The sequence below is a fragment of the Solibacillus sp. FSL H8-0538 genome (assembly GCF_038003525.1).
GTDB lineage: Bacteria > Bacillota > Bacilli > Bacillales_A > Planococcaceae > JBBOPI01.
On the sequence record NZ_JBBOPI010000001.1, the window covers coordinates 1403886 to 1422097 of the forward strand.

Consider the following 18212-nt stretch of genomic DNA (forward strand, 5'->3'; position numbering starts at 1 on the left):
TAAAGCAGTCGAAGAAAATATAGCCGGGAAAGGCCCTGCACAAAGCTCTCATGAAAATGGAGTATTACAATACTTCACGCAAGCAATGGAATCTAAAAAGAGGGCTCCAGCAGAATACAGGAACCATCTCATCGCAGCTTAGACCGCTAAATCGCTTTTTATTAAATTGTCCGTTAAATGGGGCGCAATTCACCAAAAAGCGATGGATGAAATAGCTATCGGGGAAACTTCCTTTGTGATCGCACACCGTTTATCAACCAAAAAAATGCAAGTTTAGTCATTGTCATGAAAGGTGGCGATATTATTGCAACGGGTAACCGTTTCAATATGTAAATAAAAACTATGATGATTCTAAATAAAAATAAGAATAACTTTGAAAGTAATAAAGAATATTAGTTAAAAATGTATATGATTGTAAATATGGATATAAAAGTGAAACCCAATCATAGTAAGCGGTATGTATTAAAGAAGTATCAAAGAACAACTAAACGTTCTTGATACTTCTTTTTTTCAATTTCATATAAAGGGATTACTGAAATATGATTAATTATGGCATAGAAAGGTTTTGGTTCTCCTGGAAATACCATAGGGAAGCATGCCAAGCGTTTGTTGCTTCCCTCTTATGCTAATTTCTTTTGTTTTTGATCTAAAAAATGACTAAAGAAAGTTAGCAGAGCTGCACAGACTGCAACTATCCCACCGACCCATGTTACATTTATTAAATTCTCTTGATGGTATACAATTCCGCCTAATGCAGAACCAAAAGCGATACCTACGTTGCTTGCCACTGGCATAAGTGAAGCAGCGAGCCCTGTTGCTTTTGGCTGATAAATTCCGGCGAGGTCTATTAAATAAAGCTGAGTAGATGTTGTTAATAGGATGGCCATTAACGACATCAGGCCAATGTTTACCAGTCCTAAAATAAAATGATTTGTAGTCCAAAACAGACTTGTCAGAACAACTGCCTGAACGAGAAAAACAAACCGGAGGCGACCGATAGCATTGTGGCTGGCAATTTTACCGGCAAGGATGTTGCTGAAAATCGAGATAAATCCGTACCCAAATAAGACTAAACTAATCGAATGATTTGGTACTTCCATTCCCTTCAAGATAGGAACAAGGTACGTAAAGACGGTATAAGTTGCGCCAAATCCGAGAGCAGGAATGAAAAAAGCCATCAAAATTCTTGGATTGGTCATTAAAGAAAACTGATCACGTATCGAACTGCGTATTTGGCTGAGTCTATTAGGCAAGACAAAAAAGGATGCCAAAAACGCCAATCCTCCTAGGAAAGTAGTTAACATGAAAGTGGCATTCCAGCCGTACGATTCGGCGATGACAATACCAATTGGCACTCCAACGACATTTGCAAGTGTGAAACCACCGAAAACGAATGATATAGCAAGTCCGCGTTTTTTAATCGGCATGGTTTCACTTGCAACAATCATGGCTAGAGAGATTAATACTCCTGTTACTATCGCTGTCATAATTCGAAGTGCAAGGAACATGATGTAGCTCGTGGAGATTACACACAAAGCATTCAGTATGATGAAAGATCCTATCAAAAACAACATCCATTTACGCTTTGGAAAATGACTTGTTGCTGACATCACTAGTGGTGTGGCGATGGCAAACGTAAATGCAAACGCAGAAACGAGTGTGCCTGCTTTTGCATTTGTTATATGAAGGCTCGAGGAAATATCTGTTAAGATTCCGACAATAACAAATTCGCTTGTCCCGAGAACAAATGTTAATAAAGAGAGTGTTAAGATGAGCAACCAATGTTGCTTAGATAATTTTGTGGGGTCCATAAATACCTCTATTCTAAGATGAATGTCAATGTATCACATTGTAGATAAACGACCTAAACATCATACCATAAAATATTTTTGCGAGAAAAATACTTTTTTATTAAATAGAGGTTAATGGATTACCGGGATCAAAAATACAACAGGAATTAGCAGCAAACTATTTAAGAAAGCACATTTCTGTTGATAAGGCTATTTGTAGCGAAGGCACTGAAAAAGTTAATTTCTACTGAAAATTCTAATAAGTATTTGCTAAATAGTGAAAGATGATTAGTGCTCTGGCACTCGCTTTCCGCGGGCGGTGGCGAGCCTCCTCGTCGCTACGCTCCTGCGGGGTCTCACCTGTACCGCTTTTCCCGTAGGAGTCTCGCGCCGCCGCACCAATGCTTTCTGAAAAAATAAAGAAGAAGCATAAAATTATTATAAAAAAATAATGTTTCGGGGTTTTTCAGTGCCCTCTTTGTAGCAGTAGGTATTCTTAGATTTAGTGAAATGGGCATACGACTTATCTGCAAATAACTGCAATCTTATGTCACTAAATAAAAATTATGTCGTATGTCAATTTCACCATTTTACATATAGGTCGCTTTTATAAACTATTGTGAAAAATGTGATTTAGATATGATATGCGGAACTATATTATAAGTAAGTACAATTTTTTTGAATTTGAAAGAGGAAGTTTTCATGCAATTCACATTTTAATGAGTTGTCGTGAGCTATCTTATAGTTATATAATTAATAACTGATTACATAGAGGAGTTGAAAAGAATATGTTCACGCGCAATAAAGTATTTTATTTTGTCTTTAGCCTGATGGCGGTAGCTTTTGTTTTGACGGGTTGTGGAACATCAAAAGAAATTGGGCAAACAGAGGATAAGACGGTAAAGGAATCGGACGAAAAAACGGATTATTCATCAACTGTGAAAGAAAATCCAATTGTCACGATTACTATGAACAATGATGAAAAAATCGTCATTGAACTAGATCCTTCTATTGCTCCTAATACGGTAGCAAATTTTGTTTCCTTAGTCGAAGAAGGTTATTATGATGGCCTTATTTTTCATCGAGTTATCCCTGATTTTATGATCCAAGGGGGAGATCCTTCAGGAAATGGTTCAGGTGGACCAGGATATTCTATTGAAGGTGAATTTTCTAACAATGGTTTTGAAAATAATCTGAAACATGAACGCGGTGTCATTTCAATGGCACGGACGCAAGATCCAAATTCTGCGGGATCACAATTTTTTATTATGGTAAAAGAAGCGCAAAATCTTGACGGAGATTATGCTGCTTTTGGAAAAGTAATTGAGGGTATGGAAACAGTAGATGCTATTGTTGCCGCTGAAAGAGACGGTGCAGATAAGCCGTTAGAAGATCAGCAAATGAAAAAGGTCGAAGTGGATACGAAGGGCTTTGACTATCCTGCTCCAGTAGTACAAAAATAGAGGATGTAACAATCCAATAACTTGTTATAAGGGAATTGTTAAGGAATACAATTCCTTTCTAAGTAAGGACATCAACTCGCCCTATTTTGGGCGAGTTTTGTCTTTCTAATGACAGTACTGCTATGTAGCTCATTTCTGATGACTAATTGCTTGATGTTCATATACAACAAACGAAATAAGCTTTTCCCAACAATGATGAAGGTGAATAGTTGAAATTAATTTTTAAGAAAAAACAGAGTGAAAAGGAATCTCATCATTATTACGATAAAACGTTGGATTTCCTTTACGTCAAATGAAGTACTCTCTAGAGTTAGAAACAACAGCTAAACTCAACTGTACCCAATAAAGTTGTACCATTTTCATGTACAATTCCGAATTCTTTTAGAACTAAGTATATCACTGATTCTTATTAGGAATTAAAAACATGCCACTGCAGTTTGCAGTGGCATGTTAAATCGTTATTGTAGAATATTGGGTGGAGATGCGTTGTTGTTTGTTGAAGATGCGTTTAATACCGATGCAGCTATATTAGATAAATGAGCATTATTAGGTGTACCGTCTAGAGGTGTTTTTGTTGCACCTGCATTTAAGCTGTTGTCACCATTCGTAGAAGAATCTTGCTTGTTCCCGCTATTTTTAGAAGCTGAAGTTGTTTTAGTACCCCCACTATTTGAAGAAGCTTTTTTCCCGCCACTTGAATTTCCATTTTTAGCATTATTCGCGTTAGCATTTACGTTCGTAGTGGAATTCTCATTTGATGCGCCACTCGATGCGGACGATTGCTTTCCACCATTATTCGTTCCAGTAGCATTTTGTGATCCGGTCATACTCGCCACGTCATTCATAATTTTACCAACCTGTGGTACTACGGTTTGTGCGATGTTACCAATAGTTTGAGCCGCATTTCCACCGGACATTTGTTGGGCCACCTTTTCAATCGTCTGAGCAATGTTGTTCCCCGCAGCATTTTGTCCAACCCCGCCATCACTCATGTTTTGTGTATCACTCGTACTTTGAGATGCATTTCCACCATTTACTATTTGCAAAATATTTTCTACCATCTGGAAAATGGTTCCTCCCGTTTGATTAGTGCTACTACTCGAAGCACTTTGTCCGGATTGATTTCCGCTTTTCATCGCTACTCCTGCACCAGCTAATGAAACTAGAGAAGCGTTTCCGTTCATCACTTTTTGCAACAAGTTACTGCTCGACATCGCGGAACCCATCGCTTTTCTTGGACAATATCTTGTTGCGCCTTCCGCTGCTTTCATTGAACCATACAAGACGAGCATTTGACCACGTTTGCTTTTCGGATTCCGCATAAGTTGGATAGTACCGTATGCGGTCATCATTGAGCCCAGCATGAAACGGGCGTATGCATTTCTGGAACTGATGTTTTGTTGATTATGTGTCATCTGTGTGGACCCTCCTATTTGAGTTTTGGAAAGAGCGGTGCTATTCTTTTAAAATTTTTTCACCAGTAACGAAGTAGTGAGTTAACAAATACATGGAAAAGAGAATGGGTGACATGGCATTGCCGGTTTGGAAAATAGGGAAATGCGGGGTAAAATAATTAAAGTTGGAAAGAAGGTACCGGAACTACCGTTTACAAACCCCACGTAATAGCGCGGAATTTTAAATCTTGAGTATCAGGTAACATTTGGATTTTTGGTGATCATATAATTGATGCAGGAATGTAAAATCCCTAAGAAATAGAAGGCGCGGAAATCGTAGATAAAAGTTAAATGATTATTCGGGGCAATATTGAGCCACATGTTCACCTATTTCAACTATATAATCCCCATTCAGTTGCTGATTATGCGTCTGAAATTTTTCTGTTTATTTTATAAGAGGCATCTTAATAAAAATTAGTTTCTTCTAGATCGAGGTTTTTTTGTTAAAAATAAAAAACAAAGGATACAAAGTAAACTGCGTGTTCTAATAGTGAACTTTAGCATCCTTACGTTAAAAAAGATGACTCAATTTGGTAGCAGTCATCTTTTTATATATTCCATAGAATTTTATCTTAGTTTTATAGAGAGTTTAGAAATACGAAAGAATAAATAATCTTCATAAACAATAGAGAGGACTTATTCGTAACACTAGGTTGCGAAATAAATCCCCAAAACATTGCATAATCATGTCATATGCTTACTATCATATTCTGGGAAGTGAAAAGCATAGATGAAGGTTAGAAATTCTTCGAAGGGAAGGGAAGATTCTCCTTCTAGTTCTCCATTTCCCGTAACGCTTGTTTGAATAGAGTTTCCCCAAGTTTGCAAACTGTCGTTATTTGGATTGTAAAAATAAACACGAATGGTACCAGATGGATCTGAATCGATTCTTTGTATAAGGACAGCGTGAGCACCAAGAACCTGGCCGGTACGATTGTAAATTGTAATGCCAGCAGGTTGAGGAAGCCCTGCATTAACGTTAGGGTTCATTGTTGGATGATAATAACGTCGGAAGCTTTCATGAAACGTTAAGTCATTATAGATATCAGAAAAACCTGACCAAATTCCTATCATATGAAAAGCTGGGTTAATCCACTTATGAGGGTCTTGCCCACGTCCTTCAGCTGCTTTTAACATTTCGAAATAAATCGCATCCAGATGAGCAACAAATAGTAAGGATATCCGATCGATATTAATTTCATCTTCAAGCGGAACAGGAGAAAGCATATCAGAAGAGATGACTCTATCTTCAAAAGGAATTGAGATGCTTCCTGTTCTCAAAAATTCATTAAACATTTTTAATAACAGCACCGGTTTTTTTTGTGACCAATAACTGATTGCCCTTGTGGATTGGCACGTAGGATTAAACCCTTGCCCGATCCCTAAAGGTGTTCCTAAAATATTTAACATTTCTGACACGATAAGAGCTCGTGGAGTAGGTGTATTGGTGTATTGTTGAAGAGTTGAAAGTCTGGTTTTAATCTGCTCATGGATAGGAACCTTCATCAGCTCTTCTAGTTCTTTTATCAGTTCACTCGTAAATATATCTCTTTGTAATAAACGAAGTAAACCATAAATACTTCTACGCGTTTTCACCATAATTGAAGAAGAAATAAAAGAAGAAATAAAAGGAAGGCTTAACTGTAGATTTCCTTTTGCTTTTTCGTCCACAGCAAGAATGTATTGGAGCAAGTTTGGTTTTTCTTTATTGATATAATGCAAGAAGACTACATGAAAGGGTGAAACAAGCCCAGTTCTTTCCATAGATGAACGTAACTGCTCAGCTTCCTTCATTAAAATTGAGTCGCTTACGTTTTTTAGTTCGTATTCATAATCTCCCCCAGTACTTTTAGCCATATCTGATGGAGAAAAAACGGCATTTTCATAAAGCATCAGCTTCGAGTTCGATTCTTCCAACCTACCAGCTAATTTTTTTGCACTCCCAATGAGCTTCATAATTTTATTCGTGACAATTGGCCTTTGAACAGCGAGGTTATCCACCTCTTGATAGAGATTTTCATAAACACGTGACGAAAAACAGTGTTCAGAAATAAATCTTAAAATTTCAGAAGCCTGTTCATCCTTGTAAAGTAGGGTTACTCGATTTTCTTCGGTTTCCTTCATGATGAGCAAATCGATATTTAAAGCCAATACCATCGTCAAAAATTCTGTTGCTTCATAGGCATACATATTTGGATGTACATAGTGACCTCTTGCAATGGCAAGAACTCTTAGATTGCTCAAGATTTCTGCTACTGCCTGCTTACCATCATGCAGTGTACCTCTAACAAGAGTAGGATTGAGTTTCTGTACATTTTCCCATGGTTTTCCTATAAACAATCCAGCCTGATCAAAGAGATGAGCATAGACATAAAGTTTTTCCAATCCATTCGGTTCTTTGAGAAGGGCGGATGCTGCATCAAATACAGTTTGTTGAAATAATTTTTTACTTTGTGAAGAAGCATGCCATAACTGTTGAAACGCTCTTTCAAATGAATTCTCTGTAGATAATTGGAAAAGTCCCATATTTTCGTCCTCCTTTCAGTTTTATAAATATAATTAACAAAAATGTTTCATTTTAAAACACCATCATCTAATCGGTGGTTAGGTTGTTATAGTTAGAATATTTAAAAACTTCAATAAAATTACCATTAAATAAATAAATTTAAAATTAATTGATTTTCTCGAATAGTAAAAAATTAATGAATTATGGAACAAAGGCTAAGTACGCTACGTCCTATGGCAACGCCTTTGAGACCATCATCGTGTTGGCTTCATTCCAGGGACTCAAGTTGCTTGCTAATCCCCTAGAAGTTGACGCCTCCACTCGAATCAACTTGTAATTGCTGAGAATAAATGCGTCATTGGCATTTATTTACTGATAAGTTGTATCTAGAATTCGTCAATTCGCGTTTTTCAAAAAAATTAGTCGTTTATTAGAAAGGCAGCACAAGCCGAACAATCCCTTTTGCAAGAAATCGAAGTATAAAAAAAACACGTGAGAAATCACTATAAAATTGAAATGAAAAATACTGACTAAACAATCACTGTAAATATGATACAGCTTCATTCGTGGCCAATCTGAAACGGATTGTGAAATTACTGACCGGAATAGTGAAAGAATAGAAAAAGAAAACCGACACTTCCTGTTCAATATCGAACAAAAAGTGCCGGATTTTTATTTTGAAAAATCAATTTGTTTTATAAACATAAGTTTTTCAATGCGCTCCGAATCAATTTGGTTCTTTTATATCGAATGCATTAAAATAGAACGACTTCGTTATGCCCAGACATAATTTTTTCCCCAGCTGTTCTTCGCCAATGCTTCCACTTTTTCAACAAGGCTGTCTTCCACCATATACGTGTCACCTTGTTCGTATGGATTATAGTGGTATGCATACATTCTTGATACAAATTCATGAAACGGTAGGGAGGATTCGCCCTCTAATTCACCGAGGCCTGACACACTGGCTTTAATGCCTTGGCCCCAATTTTGAGTGCTGTCGTTATTAGGATTGTAAAAATAAATTCTAGTAGCACCATTTGGATCTTTATCAATCCGATGAATCGAAACGGCATGAAGACCAAGGAGCTCTCCATGTACATTTGTTAGAAAAATACCGACTGGATTTGGATAAATTAACTCATATCCCTCATTAAAATCGGGATGGTGGGTTGCGTAAAATAGTTTCACGAAAGTGGAATAGTTGGTAACTTCCAATGAATATTGATCCAGTACATTGTTAAAACCACTTGGAATCCACTCACCATAAAATTCGCGGTTCACCCACTTATGACCATCCTCTCCTCGAAGAAGTGTTCGCATCATCATTTCGTTATAAATTTTATCTAGGTGGGGGACAAGAAGTATCGATACTGGATCTAAATCTTGTTTCATATCATCGGCAACCCCACCTAAAAGAAGGCTGGAATGAATGATTTCATTTTCAAAAGTCATCACAATATCATGGTCGCGTGCGGCACGAATGATGAATTCCAACAGCTGACTCATATTAAATTGTGCCCAAAGAGAAATGCCCCTCGCGGATTGACAAATTGGGTTTAGACCTTGCCCAACACCAAGTGGTTGCCCGAGAACACTTACGACTCCAGCAATAAGAATGCCATTTATGCTTATTGCACTCTGTTCATTGACAAATAGTGAAAGTGATTTACGTACATGTGCATGAATCGGCAGCTCAAATAACTGACGAAGGATAGGGACAACTGAATCTATTTTAAGTACGCCACGATTAAGCAACTTTGAAAGTCCATATATTGCTTGTCGTGTTTCAGGGTAGATAGCAATCTGGATAATATCATGAATTAATTTTTGATTCGTATTAAAACTTGAAGTTCCCGTTTCTGTTAAAGCGAGTGATGTTGTAATAATATCGTAATTTTTCCGGTTAAGGAAACGAAGAAGAACGGCATGGAAAGGTGAAACAAGGCCGGTTTCCTTCATCGATTCTGCAAATATTTTTGCCTCAGCCAAAAGTTCTTCTTCATTTGCCTGTTCTAATTTTAGTTTGTATTCTCTTTGATCAGCAGAATCTATGCTTAGTGGTGTTGGAGCATCTGTGGCACGTGCATACTTTTCAAGAGCTCCTGTTGTTTTTTCGTCAATCTCACTATTCAATAATTGTTGTGACATGTGAATCATATCTAGAATTCTACGAGTAATAATAGGGCGTTGAACCGTCAGTCTGTCAATCTCTTGAACCATTTGCTCAGCAACTGCTTTGAATGAAAGCTCCTGACCAAGGTACGTAAATAAATTTTGAGCACGGATGATATGATCTTCTAGAGGAGTCGTATTTTCCTCTGTTTCAACAGGGGACAACAAATCAAGATTCAGTGCTAGGACTTCATTTAGAAAGGCACTCGCATCTTCTTCAGTTAAACGCTCATGTTTAGCGGTTCCTTTTGCAATCGCAAGCATTCTCATTTCACTCAACAATTCGATAATGGAATAGATTCCTCTCACTCGTAAAGAAGCACCTACAAATGGAGGTTGTAATTTTGATGGGTCTTCCCATTCTCCTCCGAGGAACACACCGGCTAGGTCAAATCGGTGTGCATATTTTTCAATAATGGCCATGCCTTCGTTTGTAGATGCTAACTCATTCGCAATTTGGTAAACATTTGTTTGATAAAGACTTTTTGCGAAAGGCTTTGCCTGTTCCAGTATATTTAAAGCTGGTTCAAATTTTTCTTCTAATAGGGTAAATGGGTTATTGACCTTTTTTCTCCTAGAAGTCGTACTTGCTGTTTTTTTTCTAGGTGTAGTACTTGCTGCATTTTCTTTTGTTACAGTACTCATGCTTCAATTCACTCCTTATAAGTAGAAATTATGTTTTTCAAATTTTTCTAGCAGAATTCGCATTTCTTGACTATCTTCACCGAAGAATGTAATTGATCCATAATGGTTACCATATCCTACTCGTTCTGCGACTTTGGCTGTCATCGGGATGAACATATCATGTTTTAGGAAATATGGATGTTCTTTCAGTTCAGTCGGAATGTTTAATTTTGTTACAGATTTTACTTTTGGATAAACCATCAAGTTGCCGGAATGCCCTTTTGCTGAACCAATTTCGTCAGGGAAAAAGGCTTCTAGTTGTTCTTCTAGTGTATCTGGATCACTACAAAGAACTTGTGCTTGATATGGACTGAACCCATAAACTCTTTCAATATGCTCGAAAATATGACCGCCTGGGATACGTGCAGCAACCTCACCGAAATATAAGATGCCATCAGTGCTAATGAAAAACTCAGGATGGATAATGCCGTATTGAATTTCAAAAGCATTCACAAGCGTTTCAATCGCTTCTCTAATTTGTGGTCTCCATTGTTCAAGTGATGGAGAGGCGGGAACAAAGTTAGAGTGCCCAAGCTTGACATATTCCGTGATATTCAAGAATTTTATTTTTCCATTATGGATAAAGGCCTCACATGAAAATTCTTGGCCTTCTAAGTGGCTTTCCATTAAAAGAGGGAATTCTGAATCGTCAATTTCTACTATGTCATCTAGATTTGAAATCATTCGATGCCCAACTGTACCAGCTTTATCAAATGGCTTCACATGAATCGGTTCGTAAGTCTCACCATCTAACTTTATTAATGATTGGTTCATTCGTTTGAAGAATCGGGCAATATCTTCTTTATTAAATGCTTCTTCAAAGACACCAACTCGAAGACCTGCTAAGTGTGCTCTACGTTTCATCAATCCTTTATCTCGTAACAGTAGGGATTTATTAAAAATTTTAGGGTTTTCCCAAAGTAATGAATTAATCATGCCAGCCCATTCAACAGTTTCTTCATATATTGGGACAGTTAGTTTTGTATTTAGTTCTTTTAATTTTTCATAAAGCTCGATTGAGTTTTCGATTGGAACTTCGAAATTCCAAGGGATTAATTCGATTCCATTTTTTTCAGCAAACTCCTTAAAATCTGCTGGACCAACAACGACAAATGGACGCCCCATTTTATCAATTGCTTCAATTGCTTGTAGACTCCAGCCAAGTAATGCTGTAGTTTGGGTTTGATTCTCTTTCATCGCCATGATTCTCCCTATCACTTGATTTATTTTATTTCTAGTAAAATGTTCTATTCGTATCTTATTTTACTAAAAAAAATAGCAAATGAAATGCTTTCGACAAATAATTCTGAATTATACCAAAAATAGAATAATTGCTACATTATATCCTATGTATTATTTAATAATCCCAATGATAAGATATGATTAACTCAAATTTCAGACTTATTAGATAAAATAAAAAATCAGTCAAAGGGGTAATTCAATTTGGTAATCCAAAAAGAGAGTGTAATTGAAGAAGTATACGCGGTTAAAAACTGGTATGAACGATTGAAAGAATATTTTCCAGAGCGAGAAATGAAGTCTAAAAAGCATTTTGATGTTCTTTTTAAAGAAAAAAAGGGAACTTATAAAATGATGGAAGGTTTGGATTATCTAGTTGTTTACTTTGAGCAACAAGAGTATATATTCATAGATTATATTTTAGTTTCGGGGAATAGTCGGGGAAAAGGCGTAGGAACTGTGGTTTTGAATGAATTGAAAAGTAAAGGAAAAGCAATTGTATTAGAAGTTGAGCCCATTTCGGAGATTGATCCGGATTCTGAAAAAAGAATTCGCTTTTATCAACGACATGGTTTCTTAATTGTGGATAATATTGGTTATGAGAGAGTTCATTTAGTAACAAATGAGCTCAATAAAATGGATATACATTGCTGGTCGCCACAATGTGTAACGGAACAATGGGTATTAGATTGCATGAAAGAAATTTATAGTGAAGTTCATGCATATAAAGTAAAAGAAATCTTTGGCCGTGACCCTCAGCCAGCATCAGAAGTGCTCTGGCTAAAAGAAAAAGTAAATGTCCAATAAGTGTCTAAATAAAGCCTTGTCTAGAGCCGCAACGGAGAACCGTATCATAAGTATTTGAGGTTTGGCTCTTAAGCATAAAACAGTCTGATGAACGAAGCTGTTAACTTAAAGGCAACTATGTTTTCGATATTTAATTAGTAAAAATGAGTGTATACAGAAATAATAGGTGATAACTGTGCTCCGACCTGTTTATCTCTTGTTTATTTTCACATTATCATAATTAATTCAGAAAACGGTTTAGTTGAAAACCTAAAGGAAAAATCACTATCCTTTCTATTTAGAAAGAATAGTGATTTTTTAATGCAATGATGTTGGAAAAACTAATTTCGAATTAGATAATCAAATGCGCTTAATGCTGCAGTTGCACCGGATCCCATAGAAATAATGATTTGCTTATAAGCACTGTCTGAACAATCACCAGCAGCAAATACACCAGGAATTGTAGTAGCTCCACGCTTATCAACGGTGATTTCACCAATACCATTTCGTTCAAGCGTTCCTTCTAACCAATCCGTGTTTGGAACTAGTCCGATTTGGACAAATACACCAGCTAATGCGATCTGTTTTTCTTCGCCTGTCGCTCGATTTACGTAAGAAATACCATTTACTTTGTCAGTACCAGTAATTTCTTTTGTTTGAGCGTTTGTTAAAACCGTGACATTTGGAAGGCTGTATAAACGTTTTTGTAGTACATCATCAGCTTTTAACTCAGAGTTATATTCAAGAACTGTTACATGATGCACAATCCCTGCAAGGTCAATCGCTGCCTCAATACCAGAGTTACCTCCACCAATTACCGCAACGTCTTTTCCTTCAAATAATGGACCATCACAGTGAGGACAATAAGCGACACCTTTATTTTTGAACTCTTGCTCACCAGGAACATTAATATTGCGCCAACGAGCACCAGTTGAAATGATTACTGCTTTACTCTTAAGAACAGCACCACTTTCTAATTCAACCTCAATTAGCTCTTTCTTTTCTAAACGTTGCGCACGCTGTAGGTTCATAACGTCAATATTGTATTCTTTCACATGCTCTTCAAGAGCTTGAGCAAGTTTAGGACCTTCTGTAGAATTCACACTAATAAAGTTTTCTATTGTAAGCGTGTCTAAAATTTGGCCACCAAAGCTTTCTGCTACAATTCCTGTGCGAATCCCTTTACGTGCTGAATAGATTGCAGCACTTGAACCAGCTGGACCACCACCAATAACAAGAACATCGTAAGGCTCTTTTCTGGAAAGTTCTTCTACGTTAGGACCAGTACCTAATTTGACGAGAATCTCCTCAATTGTCATTCGACCATTTCCAAATGATTCACCATTTAGGTAAACAGCCGGTACTGCTAATATATCTTTGCTCTCCACTTCTTCTTTGTATGCTGCACCATCAATCATTGTGTGTGTAATGTTAGGGTTCAGTACACTCATGATATTAAGTGCTTGGACAACATCAGGACAGTTGTGGCAAGTTAAGCTAATATACGTTTCAAAGTGATATTCACCGTCAATGTTTTTAATTTGATTGATTATACTTTGATCAACTTTTGGTGCTCGTCCACTCACCTGGAGTAGAGCTAAAACTAAAGAAGTAAATTCATGCCCAAGTGGAACACCAGCAAAAGTAATCCCTGTTTCTTCACCAACACGGTTGACACTAAAGCTTGGTGTTCTTGCTAGTTCTACTTTTTCTACTGTAATTTTAGATGAAAGGGAAGCTAGCTCATCTACTAAAGCTAGCATCTCACCTGAAACGTTGTCAGAACCTGCACTTACTTGAAGTACGATATCGTTTTCAAGCAGTTGAAGGTACTGATTTAATTGAGACTTAATTTCTGCATCAAGTGCCATTTAATATCGCTCTCCTTAAATTTTACCAACAAGGTCAAGGCTTGGCTTAAGTGTTTCGCTACCTTCTTGCCATTTAGCTGGGCAAACTTCACCTGGATTGTTGCGAACATATTGTGCTGCTTTAATTTTATTTATTAGCGTACTTGCATCACGACCAATACCATCTGCATTAATTTCAATCGCTTGAATAACGCCATCAGGGTCAATGATGAAAGTACCACGATCAGCAGCACCTTCTTCTTCAATAAACACATCAAAGTTGCGAGAAAGAACGTGTGCAGGGTCACCAATCATCGTGTAAGTAATTTTGCCGATCGCTTCTGATGAATCGTGCCATGCTTTATGTGTAAAATGAGAATCTCTTGAAGATGAGAAGACTTCAACACCTAAATCTTGCAGTGCAGGATATTGATCTTGAAGGTCTTCAAGTTCGGTTGGACAAACAAAAGTAAAGTCTGCTGGATAGAAGCAAACAACACTCCAATGACCTTTGAAATCTTGTTCTGTTACTTCGATAAATTCACCGTCTCTGTATGCTTGTGCTTTAAATGGTAGCACTTCTTTTCCGATTAATGACATAATTAAAATACCTCCATAAATTTAGTTGATTGTTATTATTATCTAGAAAAAACTGTAATTTAAGTGTAGGATACTGTTGACCATTAATATTCTGTATTAACTTTTAAAAAATATACATTTTAATTAAATGAGTATCTTTCTGGGTCCAGTAGGATAAAAGCAAATATAGGGATTTGGGATAAAAGGGGAAAATGTTATAAAGTACTAAATAAAGATAATACTACCGATACAAAGTAAGACCGAATTCTTTTGGTTCGTGAGTAGACTATTTTTCTAGAATCTGTTACTAGTGTACTGTGGAATTAATGGGTATTGTCGTCTAGGATAGGAGGAATTTTGATGATTGATCGAACAGCACTCGTGCTTATTGATGTGCAAAAAGGTTTTGATGATCCGAAATGGGGAGAACGCAATAATGTAAATGCTGAGAAAGTAATGGAAGCGATGTTACATTTCGCTCGCACAAACGAATGGGATGTAGTTCATGTGCAGCATGCGTCGGTCAATGAAACATCACCTTTACACCCCACAAAGGAAGGGTTTGAGTTAAAAGCGTGTGTAGCACCGTTAGCACATGAAAAAAAGATTCAAAAAACCGTCAACAGTGCGTTTATCGGAACGGATTTAGAAGATTACTTGCGAAATAGGTTAATTGAAAATGTTGTATTGATTGGGCTGACAACGCCACATTGTGTATCCACAACTGCAAGAATGAGCGGTAATTTAGGATTTAACACATTTATTGTCGAGGATGCCACTGCTGCGTTTTCGTTAACGGATCATCGCGGCTATGTGTACCCGGCAGAAATCATTCACCAAGTAACTCTCGCCGCACTGCATCGGGAATTTGCGAGGGTTATTTCGGCGGAAGAGTTGAGAGAGATCGTTTTATCACAATACACTCGTAGATAATAAAGGACATCTAAAATTATTACTACTACGCTAAGGTCCCTGTAAGTGAGGAGAACGGATTTTCTGTTTAATGCTTAAAACATGCAGATTTCATGACAAAATTTCATATTAATTGTAAGAATCATGCGAAATAACTGAAATCCATATTAAAATTAGCTCTATCAACGGGAGAGAAGGATTTTTATGTGGATTGTGGCAGCAATTGTGACGATGTTTTGCTTTGGTATCAATAATATGATTTTTAAGGTGACAGCAGGAAAAGGTCTATCAAAGATACATATGCAGTTTTTCTTTTACCTGATCGCGTTTTTATTAATGTTTGGTTATGGTTTGGTTGAAGGGTTTGCGCCATTCAATATATTAACCATCGTTCTTGGTGCGGTAATTGGGATATTAAATACAAACGGCAATATTCAAATGTCCAAGGCGTTTGAAAAGGGGCCCGCGAGTTTAACGTCGCCGCTCATTAGCACGTATACGGTTATCCCAATACTAAGTGCGGCACTCATTTTCCATGAGCATATCACCCTTATGCAGTGGGTCGGTATTATTATTATGCTTGCGTCTGCGGCAGTCATTCAATATGCACCAGGGAGTGGAGGTACAATTGATTATAAGCCGTGGATGTACCGAATTTTACTGTCTATTTTATCGTTTGGTATACTCGGTGTGCTCATGAAGACTTCTTCTCACTTACATATCGACTCGATGAATACGCTGGTTTGTATGTATGGTGGCGGTGCGGTTTATTTAATTATCTATAGCTGGATTATGAAGGGAAAATGGCATCGTTCAGAACTGAAATTTGGCGCGCTCATAGGTTGCTTTAGTGTTGTAGGGTATAGTAGTTACTTTTTTGCCCTTGATACAGGGGTGGCAAGTATTGTATTCCCAATCGTTAGCCTAAGCTGTTTAGTCGTCGTGCTTGGCAGTTGTTGGCTATATAAAGAAAAGCTAAAAGTTTATCAAATCGTCGGGGTCTTGTCAGCGGTAGTTGGCATTGTGCTAACAAAAATTTAACAAAAGATAAGTACTTTATAGGTATAACCGTACCGTAAGTAATTAAGATCAATACAAAAAAGGTGATGTTTTGGATTTTTTCTAAACGTCATCTTTTTTTTATAGTTCCTTAACTATACGTCTATTTCTGAAAAAGAATTGTTACGGTGGTGGTTTTTTATAGTCTCTTTTAATTTTGATTGTTAATTTAGAGAGAAATTAACAATCAATCTGGCTTTTAAGGAAGGCTATATATTTATCCTAGCAATACCCCCAATAATACTCTAACATTCCACGCTACTAGACAAACGCCGTAGTGGAAAAAATTCCAACACATAGTATAGAAAAGACTAATTCTTTTAAATATATTTATGTAAAGGATGAGGAAATGGAGAATAAAGGAGTGACAATTTCAATATTAGGTAGTGCTGGTGGAGTTGCAAAAGCAGTGTTGTCCTTATTAAATAAATCAATAACGAATCCCAATGACCCACTTTACTCGTTATTAAAGCGAAGTAAGTTACATTTAATCGATTTAAAGCAAAAGGATATTAATTATTACAAGCAAATATGCCCTAATTTGACTAAGCGAATTGTTCTCTGTCATTTCGATCTTCATGAATTAAATAGGGTGCGAAAACATTTATCTGAAACCAAAACTTCGCTAGTAATCGACCTTTCGTGGGCTGATACAATAGATATGTTGGATATCTGCAATGATCTGGGGATTTCTTACGTGAATTCAGCATTAGAAAATGTAGAAGTAGATAAGGATGACGATTTAGCAGGTTTTACTTTAATAGAACGTTTTAATAGATTTGCTGATGTAAGAAATAGATTTACAAATATGAAGGGGATTGTTTGCTCAGGCATGAACCCTGGTGTTGTGCAATGGATGGCGCATTCCATAATGAACAAACACTTAGATGAAAAACCACTTGCTTGTTTTATTGTTGAAAGAGACACTACTTTTTTTAAGGATAAGTCTCTTGTTCGAAAGAATACTGTCTATTCTTCATGGTCACCGGAATGTTACTTAGATGAAGCTATAGAAAATTATCCGATGTTTGTTAAACAACACGTACCTCTTTATCTATATGATGATGTTTACTCCAAAGAATTTAAGGTCACATTAGGGGATATTCAATTTTACGGTTGTTTAATGGCTCATGAAGAAGTTGTCAGTTTAGGAAGCCTCTATGACCTAGAAACGGGCTTTATTTATAAAGTCAATGATTATACAACACAAACAATTCGCGATAATTTTGGTCAGTTAGATGATTTATGGAATTGGGAATTTGAAGTATTCGATCCTTCTGCTGCGGAGCTTGAGGGAGAGGATTTGGTAGGGGTCCTTGTTGTATATAAAGATAAAGAACGGTTTATGTATAATGTAATAAACAGTCAGTTTGCATTTCGAAAATATGGAATAAACGCAACCTATTTACAGGTCGCCTCCGGAGTGTACTCTGGGATTTGCACGTTGTTATTAGAGACTATTCCTAAAGGAGTATACTTTGTTGAGGAAGTACTGAAAATGGATAATAACATTGATTACGGCAAATATGTCTCGCAATTCATCCCGGATTTTGTAATAGGTGAAAACCCTCAAACAGATGGGTTTATCTTAGATAGAATGAGGGATTTCAGACAGTAAATAGTAAAATAGTAATCTGTTGGAAGGAGTCAACTCGCCCAAAATAGCGCGAGTTGATGCCCTTATTTATTTGGACGGGAAAGTTATACGTGTTTATCCA

The 18212-nt window shown here is 36.9% G+C and carries 12 protein-coding genes; 5 read left to right on the forward strand and 7 right to left on the reverse strand.

Features of this window, described 5'->3' with window-relative positions; translation table 11 throughout:
* Positions 1-620 precede the first annotated feature (620 nt).
* A complete protein-coding gene (locus MHH87_RS06585; RefSeq protein WP_340748528.1) occupies positions 621-1811 on the reverse strand; it encodes an MFS transporter in 1191 nt (396 codons plus the stop codon).
* Between the two features lie 767 nt (positions 1812-2578).
* Between MHH87_RS06585 and MHH87_RS06590 the strand changes: the two genes are divergently transcribed.
* The gene (locus tag MHH87_RS06590) at positions 2579-3253 is read left to right on the forward strand and encodes a peptidylprolyl isomerase (RefSeq protein ID WP_340748529.1); all 675 of its coding nucleotides are present in this window, start codon (positions 2579-2581) and stop codon (positions 3251-3253) included.
* A 458-nt stretch (positions 3254-3711) separates the two neighbouring features.
* Here the strand turns inward: MHH87_RS06590 and MHH87_RS06595 are convergent, their stop codons facing one another.
* The 4 genes from MHH87_RS06595 to MHH87_RS06610 form a co-directional block, all read right to left on the reverse strand.
* Complete coding sequence (locus MHH87_RS06595) at positions 3712-4668, reverse strand: hypothetical protein (RefSeq protein WP_340748530.1); 957 nt, start codon at positions 4666-4668, stop codon at positions 3712-3714.
* 723 nt (positions 4669-5391) lie between these two features.
* Positions 5392-7233, reverse strand: coding sequence for a hypothetical protein (locus tag MHH87_RS06600; RefSeq protein ID WP_340748531.1), 1842 nt, complete (start codon positions 7231-7233; stop codon positions 5392-5394).
* A 754-nt stretch (positions 7234-7987) separates the two neighbouring features.
* Positions 7988-10030 carry a hypothetical protein gene (locus MHH87_RS06605; protein ID WP_340748532.1) on the reverse strand — a complete coding sequence of 681 codons (2043 nt, stop codon included), beginning with the start codon at positions 10028-10030 and terminating at the stop codon, positions 7988-7990.
* 15 nt (positions 10031-10045) lie between these two features.
* Positions 10046-11266, reverse strand: coding sequence for an ATP-grasp domain-containing protein (locus MHH87_RS06610; RefSeq protein ID WP_340748533.1), 1221 nt, complete (start codon positions 11264-11266; stop codon positions 10046-10048).
* A gap of 246 nt (positions 11267-11512) precedes the next feature.
* Between MHH87_RS06610 and MHH87_RS06615 the strand changes: the two genes are divergently transcribed.
* Positions 11513-12115, forward strand: a complete 603-nt coding sequence (locus tag MHH87_RS06615) for a GNAT family N-acetyltransferase (protein ID WP_340748534.1) — start codon at positions 11513-11515, stop codon at positions 12113-12115.
* Between the two features lie 320 nt (positions 12116-12435).
* On the opposite strand, the gene ahpF is transcribed toward MHH87_RS06615, so the two are convergent.
* Both ahpF and ahpC read right to left on the reverse strand, forming a co-directional pair.
* On the reverse strand, positions 12436-13965 hold the full coding sequence (ahpF, locus tag MHH87_RS06620) for an alkyl hydroperoxide reductase subunit F (RefSeq protein WP_340748535.1): 1530 nt from the start codon (positions 13963-13965) through the stop codon (positions 12436-12438).
* A 15-nt stretch (positions 13966-13980) separates the two neighbouring features.
* The gene (ahpC, locus tag MHH87_RS06625) at positions 13981-14544 is read right to left on the reverse strand and encodes an alkyl hydroperoxide reductase subunit C (RefSeq protein WP_340748536.1); all 564 of its coding nucleotides are present in this window, start codon (positions 14542-14544) and stop codon (positions 13981-13983) included.
* Positions 14545-14883: 339 nt separating this feature from the next.
* Between ahpC and MHH87_RS06630 the strand changes: the two genes are divergently transcribed.
* The 3 genes from MHH87_RS06630 to MHH87_RS06640 all read left to right on the forward strand — a co-directional run bounded on the left by MHH87_RS06630 (position 14884) and on the right by MHH87_RS06640 (position 18112).
* On the forward strand, positions 14884-15456 hold the full coding sequence (locus MHH87_RS06630) for a cysteine hydrolase family protein (RefSeq protein ID WP_340748537.1): 573 nt from the start codon (positions 14884-14886) through the stop codon (positions 15454-15456).
* 183 nt (positions 15457-15639) lie between these two features.
* On the forward strand, positions 15640-16476 hold the full coding sequence (locus tag MHH87_RS06635) for a DMT family transporter (protein ID WP_340748538.1): 837 nt from the start codon (positions 15640-15642) through the stop codon (positions 16474-16476).
* Positions 16477-16843: 367 nt separating this feature from the next.
* The gene (locus tag MHH87_RS06640; protein WP_340748539.1) at positions 16844-18112 is read left to right on the forward strand and encodes an S-adenosylmethionine decarboxylase related protein; all 1269 of its coding nucleotides are present in this window, start codon (positions 16844-16846) and stop codon (positions 18110-18112) included.
* Positions 18113-18212: the final 100 nt, after the last annotated feature.

Coding starts and splice junctions, on each gene's coding strand:
- MHH87_RS06600 (WP_340748531.1), bottom strand. CDS start 7,233: ATGGGACTTTTCCAATTATCTACAGAGAATTCATTTGAAAGAGCGTTT.
- MHH87_RS06605 (WP_340748532.1), bottom strand. CDS start 10,030: ATGAGTACTGTAACAAAAGAAAATGCAGCAAGTACTACACCTAGAAAA.
- ahpC (WP_340748536.1), bottom strand. CDS start 14,544: ATGTCATTAATCGGAAAAGAAGTGCTACCATTTAAAGCACAAGCATAC.
- MHH87_RS06595 (WP_340748530.1), bottom strand. CDS start 4,668: ATGACACATAATCAACAAAACATCAGTTCCAGAAATGCATACGCCCGT.
- MHH87_RS06610 (WP_340748533.1), bottom strand. CDS start 11,266: ATGAAAGAGAATCAAACCCAAACTACAGCATTACTTGGCTGGAGTCTA.
- MHH87_RS06585 (WP_340748528.1), bottom strand. CDS start 1,811: ATGGACCCCACAAAATTATCTAAGCAACATTGGTTGCTCATCTTAACA.
- MHH87_RS06635 (WP_340748538.1), top strand. CDS start 15,640: ATGTGGATTGTGGCAGCAATTGTGACGATGTTTTGCTTTGGTATCAAT.
- ahpF (WP_340748535.1), bottom strand. CDS start 13,965: ATGGCACTTGATGCAGAAATTAAGTCTCAATTAAATCAGTACCTTCAA.
- MHH87_RS06590 (WP_340748529.1), top strand. CDS start 2,579: ATGTTCACGCGCAATAAAGTATTTTATTTTGTCTTTAGCCTGATGGCG.
- MHH87_RS06630 (WP_340748537.1), top strand. CDS start 14,884: ATGATTGATCGAACAGCACTCGTGCTTATTGATGTGCAAAAAGGTTTT.
- MHH87_RS06640 (WP_340748539.1), top strand. CDS start 16,844: ATGGAGAATAAAGGAGTGACAATTTCAATATTAGGTAGTGCTGGTGGA.